We start from the raw sequence: 13,693 nt of genomic DNA, 5'->3' as shown, positions 1-13,693 counted from the left end.
GTGGCGGAGATGAGAACGGAAGAAGAGCAGGTCGAAGCGATCAAGCGCTGGTGGAAGGAAAACGGCACCTCGCTGATCGCCGGCGCGGCGATCGCCGCCGCCGGGGTCTTCGGCTGGAACGCCTGGCAGGACTACCAGACCGGGCAGGCCGAAGCGGCCTCGGCCACCTACCAGCAGGTGCTGACCCTGAGCGGCCAGGACAGCCTGGATGACGGCGCCCGCCAGCGCATCGACGAGCTGACGACGCGACTGGTCGAGGACCACGGCGACAGCCTCTACGCCGACCTGGCGCGCCTGATGGACGCCCGCGTGGCGGTAGACGCCGGCGACCTGGACGCCGCCGAAGGCACCCTGGCGGCGCTGATCGACGACGGTGACCGCCCCTACCTGCAGGGCGTGGCGCGGCTGCGCCTGGCGCGCCTGCAGCTGGCCGGCGACGACGCCGAGGCGGCCCTGGCGACCCTCGACGGCGACCTGCCGTCGCCGCTGGCCGCCCAGCGCGCCGACATCCGCGGCGACGCCCACCTCGCACTGGGCGACCGCGACGCCGCCCGCCAGGCCTGGCAGGAGGCCCTGAGCCTCTCCGAGGCCGGCGACCAGCCGCTCTACGGCGTGCAACTCAAACTGGACGATCTGGGCGTCGAGGAGACCTCATGAGCAAGACTGCACTCGCCATCGCCGCCACCGCCGCGCTGGGCCTGCTGACCGGCTGCGCCGGCCAGGTGGAGCCCGAGTATCCGCCCAAGGAACTGCGTGACACCGCGGGCACCACCAGCATCGAGACCCTGTGGGAAGAACAGGTCGGCGACGGCCTGGGACAAGGCGGCTATCCGCTGGCCCCGGCCCGGGACGGCGACCTGCTGTTCGCCGCCGACCACAGCGGCCTGGTCCAGGCCATCGACGCCGACAGCGGCGAGCCGCGCTGGCGCGTCGAGCTCGATGCCGCCGCCTCCAGCGGCCTCACCGCCGTGGCCGACCGGGTCTATCTCGGCACTCGCAACGGCGAAGTGCTGGCCCTGGACCAGGCCGACGGCGAGGTGTTGTGGCGCACCCGCGTCAACAGCGAGGTGCTGGCCGCGCCCCAGGCCAACCGCCAGCTGCTGGTGGTGCAGGCCGTGGACGGCAGCGTGACCGCCCTGGACCGCGCCAGCGGTGCCGAGCGCTGGGTCTACAGCGGCAACCGCCCCGCCCTGACCCTGCGCAGCACCGGCACGCCGCGGGTCATCGACCAGGTGACCTTCGCCGGCCAGGCCAACGGCCGGCTGGTCACCCTCGACAACCGCGCCGGCCAGCCGCTGTGGCAGCGCCGCATCGCCGTGCCCCAGGGCCGCAGCGAGATCGAGCGCCTGGTCGACCTGGCTGGCCAACCGCTGCTGACCCAGGACGGCCGGCTGTTCGTGACCAGCTACAACGGCCGCCTGGCGGCCCTGCAGGCCACTACCGGCGAGATCCTCTGGGCCCGCGACATCTCCAGCTATCGCAGCCCGGTCATGGTCGGCGACTTCCTGTTCGTGGTCGACGAGGCCAGTCACGTGATGGCCTTCAACGCCGGCAACGGCGAGACCCTGTGGGAACTCGATGACCTCGAGGGCCGCGAGCTGACCGACCCCGCCTTCGCCGACGGCCGCCTGGTGGTGGGCGACTTCGAGGGCTACCTTCACCTGATCGACGCCCGCGAGGGTGACCTGGTCGGCCGCACCGAGATCGACGACGCCATCAGCGTGGCCCCGCTCACCGACGGCAAGCGCATCTACGCCCTGGCCGACGACGGCAGCCTCGAGGCCCTGGAACTGCAACCATGACTCCCGTGATCGCACTGGTCGGCCGCCCCAACGTGGGCAAGTCGACCCTCTTCAACCGCCTGACGCGCACCCGCGACGCCCTGGTGGCCGACTTCCCGGGCCTGACCCGGGATCGCAAGTACGGCAACGGCGCGCTCGGCGGCAAGGCCTACACGGTGATCGACACCGGCGGCATCAGCGGCGACGAGGAAGGCATCGACGCGGCCATGGCCGAGCAGTCGCTGCAGGCCATCGACGAGGCCGACATCGTGCTGTTCCTGGTCGACGGCCGCAGCGGCCTGAACGTGGCCGATGAAGCCATCGCCAACCACCTGCGCATCAACCAGAAGAAGACCTGGCTGGTAGTCAACAAGACCGACGGCCTGGAAGAGCACTCCGCCATGGCGGACTTCTGGCAGCTCGGCCTCGGCGATCCGCATCCGATCGCCGCCGCCCACGGCCGCAACGTCACCGCGCTGATCGACGAGGTGCTCACGCCCTTCCCCGAGCGCGACGCCGACATCCCGCTCGACACCGGCACCAAGGGCATCCGCATCGGCGTCATCGGCCGCCCCAACGTGGGCAAGTCGACGCTGGTCAACCGCCTGCTCGGCGAGGAGCGGGTGGTGGTCTTCGACGAGGCGGGGACCACCCGCGACGCCATCGAGATCCCCTTCGAGCGGCGCGGCGAGCCCTACGTGCTGGTCGACACCGCCGGCGTGCGCCGACGCAAGAACGTCAGCCAGACCGCCGAGAAGTTCTCGATCATCAAGACCCTCGAGGCGATCAAGGAATGCCATGTCGCCATCATGGTGCTCGACGCCCGCTCGGGGCTGGTGGAACAGGACCTGCACCTGCTCGACTACGTGCTGACCAGCGGCCGCGCCCTGGTGCTGGCGGTCAACAAGTGGGACGGCCTGGAGAGCGAGGCCAAGGACAAGATGCGTGCCCAGATCAAGCGCCGCCTGGGCTTCGCCGACTACGCCGACCTGCACTTCATCTCGGCGCTGCACGGCACCGCGGTGGGCGATCTCTACCCGTCCATCGAACGCGCCTTCGCCTCGGCCAACAGCCACTGGTCGACCAACCGCCTGACCAACATCCTGCACGACGCCGTGGAGCAGCATCCGGCGCCGATGATCCACGGCCGCCGCATCAAGCTGCGCATGGCCCACCAGGGCGGCAGTAACCCGCCGATCATCGTCGTGCACGGCAACCAGACCGAGTCGCTGTCCGAGGCCTACAAGCGCTACCTGACCAACACCTTCCGCAAGGTGCTCAAGGTGCGCGGCACGCCGATGCGCTTCGAGTTCCGCTCGGGCAAGAACCCCTACGATCACATGGCCGGCGCCAGCGACCGCGAGAAGGCCAAGAAGCGCGAGCTCGACCGCACCAAGGAATCGCGCCGCGGTCGTCGCTGACGTGTCGCCATCCGTCGACTCTCGACGCGCGGGCGAATCTCGCCGATAGTACTCGCGCCGATAGCGCAGACCGCCGGGCCTCGGGCCGGCGGTCTGCGTCTGTCACCCCGAGGCGGTCGCCGCCGGCACCCCTCCCGTCAGCGAGAGTCGCCATGTTCCTTCGTTCCCTGCGCCGCCGCGCGCGCGTCCTGATTCCCGGCTGCCTGGCCCTGCTGCTCGGCGGCTGCCTGGCACTGCCCCAGACCGGCCTGTTCGCCTTCCGCCTGGCCGTGACGTCCCTCGGCGTCGAGAACATCCGCATCGGGCCCTACGCCCTGGATGCCGGCCTCGACACCACCGATCTCACGTCGCTGATCGCCTCCGGCCTCGGCACCGGCAGCCTGCCGGTACAGGCCACCATGGCGCTGGGCCTGGGCCTGCCCGCCGGGCTGCCCGCGGTGCAGATGAGCGGCTTCGACTGGCACCTGGACGTGCCCGGGCTCGAGGCGATCAACGGCCGCTATGAGCAGGACGTGACGCTGACCCCGGGCGACGACGCAGACCTGCGCCTGCCGCTGGCCTTCGACCTGCGCCAGGCCGATCGCAGCCAGCTCTCGCCGCTGGTCGACCTGGCCCGGCAGATGGCCCGCACCGGCGACCTGCCCCAGGGCAGCGAGCTGGCGATCACCCCGGGCGATCTCAGCGGCCTGGGCATGACGCTGCCGTCGGGGCTGCTGACGCCGACCATTCGCCTGGCCGTGGGCGAGGACGGCACGCTGAGCCCGATCGGCGATCAGCCTTGGTGATCGGAACCCTGGTCGTAGAGACGCTGGCGACCGATCCACTGGCAGGCGAACTGCCAGGCCACCCGGCCGCTGCGTCCGCCGCGCAGGGTGGCGTAGCGCACCGCCTCGGCCCGCGCCTCGTCGCCCCAGTCGTCCGCGTCGCCGAGGCGCCGGGTCCAGTGCTCGCAGGCCTCGAGGTAGGCGCTCTGGGAGAACGGGTGGAAGGCCAGCCACAGCCCGAAGCGGTCGGACAGCGAGATCTTCTCCTCGACCGCATCGCCGTGGTGGAGCTCCTCGCCGACCAGGCGGGTGGCATCGTTGTCGGCCATCGACTCCGGCAGCAGGTGGCGGCGGTTGGAGGTGGCGTAGAGCAGCACGTTCTCGGGCGGGCCGGTCAGGGTGCCGTCGAGCACGCTCTTCAGCGCCTTGTAGGCATCGTCGTTCTGCTCGAAGGAGAGATCGTCGCAGTAGACCACGAAGCGGTGCGGCAGGTGACGCAGCTGGGCCACCAGCGCCGGCAGCGCGCCCAGGTCGTGGCGGTCGACTTGCACCAGGCGCAGCCCTTCGCCTCCCAGCCCGTTGAGCAGCGCCCGTACCAGCGACGACTTGCCGCTGCCCCGAGCGCCCCACAGCAGCGCGTGGTTGGCGGGATGACCGCGCAGGAAGGCGCGGGTATTGTCGACCAGCTGGCGCTTCTGGCGCTCGATGCCGAGCAGGTCGTCGAGGGCCAGGGCGTCGCGCGGCGGCACCGGCACCAGCCGCCCGCCCAGGGCATGGCGCTCCCACAGCGCGGCCACGTCACGCGTCCAGTCGACCGACTCGGCGGCCGGCGGCAGCCAGGGCTCGACCCGGGCCAGCAGCGACAGCAGGCGCTGCGACAATTCCTCGTCCATGAACTTCCTCCATGCTTGCAGGTTTCGTGGTTGATCTTGCAGGTGTGGGGGGTATCTTGTGGCGAACGCTTATTCGCCGTCCAGTGGCTCTGCCACGGCCGGCCTCAGGAGGACTCCGATGCGCTGGATTCACTGTCTCGCCGTGGGCGCGCTCAGCGTCGCCCTGGCCGCCTGCACCACCTCGCCCACCGGACGCTCGCAGCTGACCCTGATGTCCGACGACCAGCTCGACCAGATGGGGGCCCAGGCGTTCTCCCAGTATCAGCAGGAACGCCCCATCGTCGGCGGCGCGCCGGATCGGCTCGCCCAGTGCGTGACCCGCGAGATCGTCGCCACCCTGCCCGCCGAACTGCAGCAGGAGAACTGGCAGGTGCGGGTCTTCGAGGACGACTCGGCCAACGCCTTCGCGCTGCCCGGCGGCTACGTGGGGGTGAACACCGGGTTGCTCGAGATCACCGAGAACCAGGACCAGCTCGCCGCGGTCATCGGCCACGAGATCGGCCACGTGCTGGCCCAGCACGCCAACGAGCGCGCCTCGACCCAGAGCGCCACCAACCTCGGCCTCTCGGTGCTGTCCTCGGCCGCCGGCCTGGAAGGCGCCGGCGGCCAGCAGGTGATGGCGGCGCTGGGCATGGGCGCCCAGTACGGCATCCTGCTGCCCTTCTCGCGCCGCCACGAGAGCGAGGCCGACACCATCGGCCTGCGGCTGATGGCCGACGCCGGCTTCGACCCGCGGGCCAGCGTCGCGCTGTGGCAGAACATGGCCAACGCCGGCGGTGGCCAGCCCCCGGAGTGGATGTCCACCCACCCCAGCCACGGCAGCCGCATCTCGGGCCTCGAGTCCGACATGAACGAGGCGCTGCAGCGCTATCGGCAGGCCGGGCGGGCGCCGAACTGCGGACAGCCTTGAGCGGATAGACAGCCCTGAGCCGGTAGAAAGCCCTGAGCGGATAGACAGCCCTGAGCGTGTAAAACGCCCTTATCGAGCCACATATAAAAACGCCCCGAGCCGGACGATGGCTCGGGGCGTTCTTGTTCGCGGCCTGGTGGCGTTACAGCGCCCGTCGCAGCGCCTCCAGCACCGGTTCCACGTCCGGGCGTACGCCGCGCCATAGAGAGAAGGACTCGGCCGCCTGGCCCACCAGCATGCCCAGGCCGTCAATGGTGGCCGCGTCTCGCTCGGCGGCCCAGCGCAGGAAGACCGTGGGCTCGGCGCCGTACATCATGTCATAGGCGGTGGCGCTGGGGGCGAACAGATCGTTCGGCAGCGGCGGCAGATCGCCGCCGAGGCTGGCGCTGGTGCCGTTGACCACCAGATCGAAGGGGCCTTCCACCGATTCGAAGCCACCGCCGCTCACCCGGCCCAGGTCCGCGAAGTCCGCGGCCAGGCCGTCGGCCTTGCCGCCGGTGCGGTTGGCGATATGCAGGCTCGCCGGGGCTTCCGCCAGCAGCGGTTCCAGCACGCCGCGCACCGCGCCGCCGGCGCCGAGCACCAGAATCCGCGCCCCGGAAAGCGTCACACCGCGGCGCTTGAGGTCGCCGACCAGGCCGACGCCGTCGGTGGTGTCGCCCCGGGTGTGGCCGTCGGCCTCGAGGATCAGGGTGTTCACCGACCCGGCGCGCTCGGCCCGGGGAGTGAGCGCATCACACAGCCGGTAGGCCGTTTCCTTGAACGGCACGGTGACGTTGGCGCCGCGCCCGCCCGCCTCGACGAAGGCCCGCCAGGCGCCGGCGAAGTCGTCCAGCGGCGCCTCGATGGCGGTGTATTCGAGCGTCTCGCCGGTCTGCTCGGCGAAGGCGGCGTGGATGGCCGGAGACTTCGAGTGGCCGATCGGGTGGCCGAAGACACAGTAGCGGTCCGTCATGCCGGGTTCTCCTTGTCCTGCTCGCCCAGCCAGTCCCGGGGCGCCAGGTAGTTGTCGTAGAGGTCCGCTTCGGGGCTGCCGGCTTCCGGCGTCCAGGCATATTCCCAGCGCGCCAGCGGCGGCATCGACATCAGGATCGATTCAGTGCGCCCGCCGCTCTGCAGGCCGAACAGGGTCCCGCGGTCCCACACCAGGTTGAACTCCACGTAGCGGCCGCGGCGATAGAGCTGGAAGTCGCGCTCGCGCTCGCCATAGGCGGTCTCGCGGCGGCGCCGCACGATCGGCAGGTAGGCGTCGAGGAAACTGTCGCCGACCGCGCGCTGGAAGGCGAAGCAGTCGTCGAAGCCGCCCTCGTTGAGGTCGTCGAAGAACAGCCCGCCGACGCCGCGGGTCTCGTCGCGATGCTTCAAGTAGAAGTAGTCGTCGCACCAGGCCTTGAAGCGCGGGTAGACGTCGTCGCCGAAGGGCGCGCAGGCGTCCCGGGCCACCCGGTGCCAGTGGCGCACGTCCTCGAGCACCGGGTAGAAGGGCGTCAGGTCGTAGCCGCCGCCGAACCACCATACCGGGTCCTCGCCCTCCTTCTCGGCGATCAGGAAGCGCACGTTGCCGTGGCTGGTGGGCACGTGGGGATTGGTCGGATGCAGCACCCAGGACACGCCCACCGCGTGAAAGCCGCGGCCGGCGAGCTCGGGCCGGGCGGCGGTGGCCGAGGGCGGCAGGGTCGCGCCATGCACGTGGGAAAAGTTGACGCCGCCCTTCTCGAACACGGCGCCGTCTTCGATCACCCGCGAGCGGCCGCCGCCGCCCTCGGCGCGCTCCCAGGCGTCCTCGCGGAAGGTCGCCTGGCCGTCCTCGGCGGCCAGCGCCTCGCACAGCCGGTCCTGGAGGTCGAGCAGATAGGTCTTCACGGGGTCGAGATGGGCGTAGGCCACGGGGCCTCCTTGATAGGCAGTGAAGCGGGGAGTCAGTCGCGCAGCACGCGGCCGGTGACCAGGTCGCGGATGGTGCTGGGGCGGTCGTGGCCGCCCAGTGGGCCGTCGAGCACGGCATCGAGCTCGTCATCTTGCCCGTCACCGAAGATCGCACGGATCTCGTCGGCGCTCATCGCCGAGGGCTCGCCGGCGCGGTTGGCCGAGGTCGAGACGATGGGGCCGCCGAAGGCGCGGCACAGGGCGGCGACCAGCGGGTGGTCGCTGACCCGCAGCGCCACCCGGTCGTGCTCGCCACGCACCAGCGGCAGCGACCGGCCGTTGTCCGGCACCAGCCAGGTGGTCGGCGTGTCGCGGGGCTCGGCCAGGGCCTGCCGGCGGGCGTCGTCGAGCCCTTCCAGCCAGGGCGCCAGCTGCTCGAGGTCGGCGGCCACCAGGATCACGCCCTTGGCCGGGTCTCGGCGCTTGAGCGCGAGCAGCCGGGTCAGGGCGGTGGCGTCGTCAGGGTCGCAGCCAAGGCCCCAGACGGCCTCGGTGGGATAGGCGATCACGCCGCCGGCGCGCAGGGCGGCCACGGCGTCGGCGAGGGAAGGATCCAGGGTCATGTGGGGATTCCGGCGATGTCCGACATGGGCCGGGATTCTACCACGCTCCCCCGGGGGCCGGCAGGCGCACCCAGCCGCCGGCGGCGGGGCCGGCGCGCCCCTCCAGCTCGAGGGCCAGCAACCGGCGCTGGCAGTCGGCCACCGACAGCCCGGTGAGGTTCACCAGGGCATCGACCGGGGTCGGGGTGTCGCTGAGCCAGGCCAGCAGCGGGTCGTCGTTGCCCGTGGAGGCCGCCGGCGCAGCGTCCGCCTCGGGACACGCGGGCGTTGCCTCCAACGGCGCGGCCCAGGCGGGCAGCTCGGCGAGGATGTCGTCGACGTCGCGCACCAGCACCGCGCCGTCGCGCAGCAGCCCCAGGCAGCCGCGCGCCTGGGGATTGTGGATCGAGCCCGGCACGGCGAACAGCTCGCGGCCCTGCTCGCCGGCCAGCCGGGCGCTGACCAGCGAGCCGCTGCGCTCGGCGGCTTCCACCACCAGCACGCCGCGAGACAGCCCGGTGACGATGCGATTGCGGCGCGGGAAGAAGGCGGGATGAGGCTTGGTGCCGGGCGGATGTTCGGACAGCAGCAGGCCGCCCGGCTCGCGCAGCCGCTCGTGCAGGGCGCGATGGCGGGCCGGGTAGATGACGTCCGCCCCACCGCCCAGCACCGCCACGCTGCGTCCACCGGCATCCAGCGCCGCCTGCTGGGCGGCGGCGTCGATGCCCAGCGCCATGCCGCTGACCACGCCCCAGCCGCGCTCGGCCAACGCCCGGGCGAAGCCGCCGGCGTTGGCGAGTCCCTCACGAGTCGGCTTGCGAGTGCCGACCATGGCCAGCCGCGGCGGCGCCAGCGCGCCGAGATCGCCCCAGGCCCACAGCACCGGCGGCGGATCGGCGATCTGGGCCAGCGGCGCCGGCCAGGCGGGATGATCGGGATGCAGCAGCACGCGATCGGGCGCCTCGGCGAGCCAGGCCTCGTCGGCATCGAGCGAGGCCGTCAGCGGGCTCCTGGCGGGATGGTCGAGCCACAGCCGCAGGGCGGTCGCCGCCTCGCGCGGCATCACCGCCAGCCAGCCCTCGGGCCAGGCCGGGGCCCGGGCGGCGAGTTCGGCCAGCCCCGCGGGTCCGAGCCCGGGCAGGCGCGACAGCAGCCACCACTCCCTGGCCGTCGGCATGATCGCGGCCTAGCGCTGCGCGGTGTCCAGGCCTGCGCCCGGGGTATGCAGGCGATCGCCCACCGCCAGGGTGCGCGAGGCCTGCATCACCAGGCCGTAGCTCATCTTCTCGTAGGGCCGCACGACCATCACCAGGCCGGCGTCTTCGCCGGGCAGGCGCAGCATCTCGCCGGTGCGCGGGTCGTTGACCAGCTCACCGCGCTGCTCCACCGTCAGCACATGGCCGGGCGCCAGGCCGTCGCGGGTACCGCGGTCCAGGGCGACCATCTGCAGCCGCCCGATGAAGCGCACGCCGCCGGGCACCGACAGGATGCGGCCGTCGACCCGGCGCTCCGGCGCCCGCGGCTGGAACTCGGTGACCAGACCACGGTCTTCCAGCGGCAGGATGATGTCGTCGTTGCGGATCTCCTGGCGGGTCCTGGTGGCCTCGAGCACCGCGATGTCGTCTTCCTGGCGCAGCTGGCGGGCCTCGCCCACACTCTCGAGCTCGAGGCCCAGTACCTCGCCGGTAGCCTCGTCGAGATAGCGCTTTCCGGGGCGATAGATGCCGACGCGACCGCCGGCCGGCACCTCGCCGCGGGCATAGAAGCGATCGCCGGCACCGCTGATCAGCCGCCGATCGTCGCCGCCCACCACGTAGGCCAGCTCGGCGAGCGTCTCGGGGTCGGTGATGACCCGGTGATCACGGGTGAACAGGCGCACGGATTCCAGCGGAATCGGGTCGATGGCCTCGCGCCGCGGCACGGTGCGCACCTCGGGCGACAGGCGCACCACGCCCCGGCCGCGCTCCAGCCCCAGGCAGGCCCGGCCGCCGCAGTCATAGAGGGTGACGATGTCGCCGGGGTAGATCAGGTGCGGGTTCTCAATCTGGGGATTGACCTGCCACACCTCGGGCCACTGCCAGGGGTGCTGCAGGAAGCGCCCGGAGATGTCCCACAGGGTATCGCCCCGCACCACGGTATAGCGATCCGGCGCGTCGCCCCGCAGCCCGTCATTCCAGGACAGCCCCTGCGCCTGGACGACACCGGCCGCCATCGCCCCCAGCGCCAGCGTCCCCAGCCAGCGCCTCACGAGCCCGCTGCGTCCGATCTGCTTCATTCCCTTGCTCCCCGGCCGATGATCGCGGCGGCACCGGGAACCTCGCCATCGTGGTATAGTCTGATGCTATCGATACGATGCGCGAGGCGCGGTTTCCCGGCTCGCCGCAGGCTTCTAGAATAGTCGTATTTCCCGAATGACAGCACAACGGTGACACCAACGCCATGGCCAAACTCCCCATTCTCGAATTCCCCGACGAGCGGCTCCGCACCAAGGCGGCCCCGGTCGAGACGGTCGACGACGAGGTGCGCCAGCTGGTCGACGACATGCTCGAGACCATGTACGCCGCACCCGGCATCGGCCTGGCGGCCACCCAGGTGGACGTGCATCGCCGGGTCATCGTGATCGACGTCAGCGAGGACCAGAGCACGCCGCTGGTGCTGATCAACCCCGAGTACACCCCGATCGGCGAGGAGCGCGAGCCGATGCAGGAGGGCTGCCTGTCGGTGCCCGAGTACTACGCCGAGGTGCCGCGGGCGCTGAAGGTCCGGCTCGAGGCGCTGGATCGCGACGGCCAGCCCTACGAGCTCGAGGCCGACGGCCTGCTGGCCCACTGCATCCAGCACGAGTACGACCACCTCGAGGGCGTGCTGTTCGTCGACTATCTCTCGCCGCTCAAGCGCGACCGGGTGATGAAGAAGATGCAGAAGCGCCACCGGCTGACCCAGCCGGCCTGAGCCGCCTCGACGCCCTTCGCGACATGAAGGCCGGTGCCCGGATGGGCGCCGGCCTTCGTCGTTTGGGCCCGGCTCCGTTATCATGGGCGGCATTCATTCCGGCAAGGCCCCGAACCCATGTCCCGACCCCTGCGCGTCATCTTCGCCGGCACGCCCGACTTCGCCGCCGAGAGCCTGGCGGCGTTGCTGGCGAGCTCCCATCGCGTCGTCGCCGTCTACACCCAGCCCGACCGCCCCGCCGGCCGCGGCCGCAAGCTCACCCCGAGCCCGGTCAAGGCGCTGGCCCTGGCACATGAGCTGCCAGTCTACCAGCCGGCGTCGCTGAAGACGCCCGAGGCCCAGGCGGAACTGGCCGCCCTCGAAGCCGACATCATGGTGGTGGTGGCCTACGGCCTGATCCTGCCCAAGGCGGTGCTCGACACGCCGCGCCTCGGCTGCATCAACGTCCACGCCTCGCTGCTGCCGCGCTGGCGCGGCGCCGCGCCCATCCAGCGCGCCATCGAGGCCGGCGACGCCGAGAGCGGCGTGACCATCATGCAGATGGACGAAGGGCTCGACACCGGCGCCATGCTGCGCATCGCCCGCACCCCGATCACCGCCGCCACCACCGGCGGCGCCCTGCACGATGCCCTGGCCGCCCAGGGCGGCCGGGCCATGGTCGAGACGCTGGACGCGCTGGCCGGCGACGGCCTCGCGGCCACGCCCCAGCCCGAGGACGGCGTCACCTACGCGGCCAAGCTGTCCAAGGCCGAGGCCGAGCTGGACTTCCGCGAGAACGCCGAGGCCCTGGCCGCGCGCATCCGCGCCTTCAATCCCTGGCCGGTGGCCTGGTGCGCGCTGGGCGACGACCGCCTGCGCCTGCTGATGGCCGAGGCCGACGCTCAAGCCACACCCGGCGGCGACAGCGCCGCGCCCGGCACCCTGCTGCCCCACGCGGACGACGCCCTGCGCATCGCCTGCGGCGAGCGGGGCGATCAGGTCCTTCGCGTCACCCGGGCCCAGCTGCCCGGCGGCAAGCCCCTCGACGTGCGCGAGCTGCTCAAGGCTCGCGCGGATCGCTTCGCGCCCGGCAGTCGCCTGGGCCGGCCGAACCAGGAGACCACCGCATGAACCAGCCGCGCCATTCCTCCCGCTCGCCCGATACCGGCCAGGCGGTGCGCGCCGCCGCCGCCCGTGCCCTGGTGCCGGTGATCTCCGGCCGCGGCTCGCTCAGCAATCTCGACGACCATCAGGTCGTCTCCCGGGACCGCGGCCTGTTCAAGGAGCTGTGCTTCGGCAGCTGCCGCACCCTGTGCCGCCTCGAGGCACTCGCCGGCAAGCTGCTGGACAAGCCGTTCAAGCCCCGCGACGCCGACGTTCAGGCGCTGCTGCTGGTGGGCATCTACCAGCTGCTCTACATGCGCATCCCGCCTCACGCCGCGGTGGGCGAGACCGCCGGCGCCGCGCGGCTGATCAACAAGCCCTGGGCCACCCGGGTGCTCAACGGCTGCCTGCGCCGCCTGCAGCGCGAGGCCGGCCCGCTCCAGGCCGAGGTCGATCGCGATCCGGCGGTGGCGCTGCTGCATCCCAAGTGGTGGCTCAAGGCCTTCCGCCAGGCCTGGCCGGACGACTGGCGGGCGATCTGCGAGGCCAACAACCTGCCGGGCCCGATGACGCTGCGCGTCAATCGCCGCCACGGCGACCGCGAGAGCTACCTCGCGCGGCTCGATACCCCGGACATCGGCGCCCGCCTGTGCCTGCACTCCCCCGAGGGCCTGACCCTCGACGAGCCCTGCGACGTCGGCCAGCTGCCCGGCTTCCAGGAAGGGCTGGTCAGCGTGCAGGACGAGGCGGCCCAGCTGGCCGCCGAGCTGCTCGGCCCGACGCTCGCCCCGCGCCCCGGCGCCCGGGTGCTGGACGCCTGCTGCGCGCCGGGCGGCAAGACCGCCCATCTGCTCGAGCTGTTCGACGTCGACCTGCAGGCCATCGACAGCGACGACACCCGCCTGGCACGGGTGGAAGACACCCTGTCGCGGCTCGGCCTGGAGGCCGACCTGGCCCACGGCGACGCCACCCGGCGCGACTGGTGGGACGGCACGCCCTTCGACGCCATCCTGCTCGACGCGCCCTGTTCCGGCAGCGGCGTGATCCGCCGCCACCCGGACATCAAGCGCCTGCGCCGCCCCTCGGACATCGCCAAGCTGGCCGAACTGCAGGCCCGGCTGCTCGACAACCTGTGGCCGCTGCTGGCCCCGGGCGGCACCCTGCTCTACGCCACCTGCTCGGTGCTGCCGGAGGAGAACGCCGACCAGGTCGCCGCCTTCCTGGCGCGCACCCCGGACGCCGAGGTCACCACGCCGGAAGGCGTGGCCTGGGGCCGTCCCGCCGGGGCCGGCCGCCAGCTGCTGCCAAGCGCCGACAGCCATGACGGCTTCTTCTATGCCAGACTGAGGAAGCGGGCCGACTGAGCGGCCCGAGGATGCCGGCACGGGCCTCCCGCGCCGGCATCCGTGCCATTTCCCCGC

14 protein-coding genes are annotated in these 13,693 nt (G+C 72.0%); 8 read left to right on the top strand and 6 right to left on the bottom strand.

Annotated elements, in window-relative coordinates:
* The 4 genes from UN84_RS01100 to UN84_RS01085 all read left to right on the top strand — a co-directional run bounded on the left by UN84_RS01100 (position 1) and on the right by UN84_RS01085 (position 3,987).
* Positions 1–657, top strand: a complete 657-nt coding sequence (locus UN84_RS01100; RefSeq protein WP_035593932.1) for a YfgM family protein — start codon at positions 1–3, stop codon at positions 655–657.
* Positions 654–1,802, top strand: a complete 1,149-nt coding sequence (gene bamB / locus UN84_RS01095; protein WP_046079534.1) for an outer membrane protein assembly factor BamB — start codon at positions 654–656, stop codon at positions 1,800–1,802. The genes UN84_RS01100 and bamB overlap by 4 nt, the downstream gene beginning before the upstream one ends.
* Complete coding sequence (gene der, locus UN84_RS01090; protein WP_046079535.1) at positions 1,799–3,202, top strand: ribosome biogenesis GTPase Der; 1,404 nt, start codon at positions 1,799–1,801, stop codon at positions 3,200–3,202. The genes bamB and der overlap by 4 nt, the downstream gene beginning before the upstream one ends.
* 152 nt (positions 3,203–3,354) lie before the next feature.
* Positions 3,355–3,987, top strand: a complete 633-nt coding sequence (locus UN84_RS01085; RefSeq protein ID WP_046079536.1) for a hypothetical protein — start codon at positions 3,355–3,357, stop codon at positions 3,985–3,987.
* Here the strand turns inward: UN84_RS01085 and UN84_RS01080 are convergent.
* A complete protein-coding gene (locus tag UN84_RS01080; protein WP_046079537.1) occupies positions 3,975–4,859 on the bottom strand; it encodes an ATP-binding protein in 885 nt (294 codons plus the stop codon). The genes UN84_RS01085 and UN84_RS01080 overlap by 13 nt on opposite strands.
* 118 nt (positions 4,860–4,977) lie before the next feature.
* Here UN84_RS01080 and UN84_RS01075 point away from each other — a divergent pair, with 118 nt between their 5' ends.
* Positions 4,978–5,769 (top strand): M48 family metallopeptidase, encoded by a 792-nt coding sequence (locus tag UN84_RS01075; protein WP_046079538.1) that lies wholly within the window; start codon positions 4,978–4,980, stop codon positions 5,767–5,769.
* Between the two features lie 142 nt (positions 5,770–5,911).
* Here UN84_RS01075 and aroE read toward each other — a convergent pair whose 3' ends face one another.
* Genes aroE through UN84_RS01050 form a run of 5 tightly spaced genes read right to left on the bottom strand, consistent with a single transcriptional unit; the run spans position 5,912 to position 10,512 of the window.
* Positions 5,912–6,724 (bottom strand): shikimate dehydrogenase, encoded by an 813-nt coding sequence (aroE, locus tag UN84_RS01070; protein ID WP_046079539.1) that lies wholly within the window; start codon positions 6,722–6,724, stop codon positions 5,912–5,914.
* Positions 6,721–7,656, bottom strand: a complete 936-nt coding sequence (gene hemF, locus UN84_RS01065; protein WP_046079540.1) for an oxygen-dependent coproporphyrinogen oxidase — start codon at positions 7,654–7,656, stop codon at positions 6,721–6,723. Before hemF ends, aroE begins: the two co-directional genes overlap by 4 nt.
* A 32-nt stretch (positions 7,657–7,688) precedes the next feature.
* Positions 7,689–8,258, bottom strand: a complete 570-nt coding sequence (locus tag UN84_RS01060; RefSeq protein ID WP_046079541.1) for an L-threonylcarbamoyladenylate synthase — start codon at positions 8,256–8,258, stop codon at positions 7,689–7,691.
* 37 nt (positions 8,259–8,295) lie between these two features.
* On the bottom strand, positions 8,296–9,414 hold the full coding sequence (gene dprA, locus UN84_RS01055) for a DNA-processing protein DprA (RefSeq protein WP_046079542.1): 1,119 nt from the start codon (positions 9,412–9,414) through the stop codon (positions 8,296–8,298).
* A 9-nt stretch (positions 9,415–9,423) separates the two neighbouring features.
* Positions 9,424–10,512, bottom strand: a complete 1,089-nt coding sequence (locus tag UN84_RS01050) for a LysM peptidoglycan-binding domain-containing protein (protein ID WP_052719365.1) — start codon at positions 10,510–10,512, stop codon at positions 9,424–9,426.
* A gap of 164 nt (positions 10,513–10,676) precedes the next feature.
* Here UN84_RS01050 and def point away from each other — a divergent pair, with 164 nt between their 5' ends.
* The 3 genes from def to rsmB all read left to right on the top strand — a co-directional run bounded on the left by def (position 10,677) and on the right by rsmB (position 13,636).
* Positions 10,677–11,189 (top strand): peptide deformylase, encoded by a 513-nt coding sequence (gene def / locus UN84_RS01045; protein ID WP_046079543.1) that lies wholly within the window; start codon positions 10,677–10,679, stop codon positions 11,187–11,189.
* A 117-nt stretch (positions 11,190–11,306) separates the two neighbouring features.
* A complete protein-coding gene (gene fmt / locus UN84_RS01040; RefSeq protein WP_046079544.1) occupies positions 11,307–12,299 on the top strand; it encodes a methionyl-tRNA formyltransferase in 993 nt (330 codons plus the stop codon).
* Complete coding sequence (gene rsmB, locus UN84_RS01035; RefSeq protein WP_046079545.1) at positions 12,296–13,636, top strand: 16S rRNA (cytosine(967)-C(5))-methyltransferase RsmB; 1,341 nt, start codon at positions 12,296–12,298, stop codon at positions 13,634–13,636. The genes fmt and rsmB overlap by 4 nt, the downstream gene beginning before the upstream one ends.
* The last annotated feature ends 57 nt before the right edge of the window (positions 13,637–13,693 follow it).

The sequence above is a fragment of the Halomonas sp. HG01 genome (assembly GCF_000968715.2).
GTDB lineage: Bacteria > Pseudomonadota > Gammaproteobacteria > Pseudomonadales > Halomonadaceae > Halomonas > Halomonas halophila.
The sequence above is the reverse complement of the archived record's forward strand: the minus strand, read 5'-3'. Positions and strand labels throughout refer to the sequence as shown.